Annotated in this window: 1 protein-coding gene; it reads right to left on the bottom strand. The window is 45.5% G+C overall.

What is annotated here, in order from left to right; genetic code table 11:
* On the bottom strand, positions 1-307 hold a 307-nt coding region (locus A3751_RS20755), incomplete at its 3' end, for a TIGR03546 family protein (protein ID WP_197466574.1).
* Positions 308-571: the final 264 nt, after the last annotated feature.

Here is a 571-nt window from a genome sequence, read left to right as displayed (position 1 = left end):
GCCAAAGGTCACTTTGGTACATACTCGCCCATAACGCTTGTAAAGAATCATTGAGCAAAAGCCCTTCGCCGATAGACGCTGAGTAAGGGTCAAGTAGCCAAGCGATACCCGACCAAACGGGAAAGCTTGCAAAAAACGTAAATAAGTTGATCCTCAAAACACACAGCATCAAAACCACCAGCAGATTATGTAGGCTCCAAAACGGCGTCAGCGCCATGATCATAGAGAGTACGATCGCACCTGCCAGTTGCGCTGGGTTTTCATTTGCATTGAGCAGTTTTAGAAACTTGATAAATCCGTTTAGCATTGTTCGTGCACCAACATCTTTTAAATAGAACAAAACATTAACGCCCTAGTCTTTAAAAAGCTAGAACCTAAAGGCGAAAGTCTAAGATGCAAACCTTACAAGAGATGTGAAGAAAATAGCTCGGCCGCTGTTTCAATTACTACGGCATGGCGCCGAGCTAGTCGTGCATGATCTTTATCGTACCCACCACCAATCACAGTGGCCACAGGTATACCCCGACTTAGACACGCCTTTAGAACCAGCTCATCGCGCTGCCTAATACCA

It is taken from the genome of Oleiphilus sp. HI0080 (assembly GCF_001635135.1).
The sequence above is the reverse complement of the archived record's forward strand: the minus strand, read 5'-3'. Positions and strand labels throughout refer to the sequence as shown.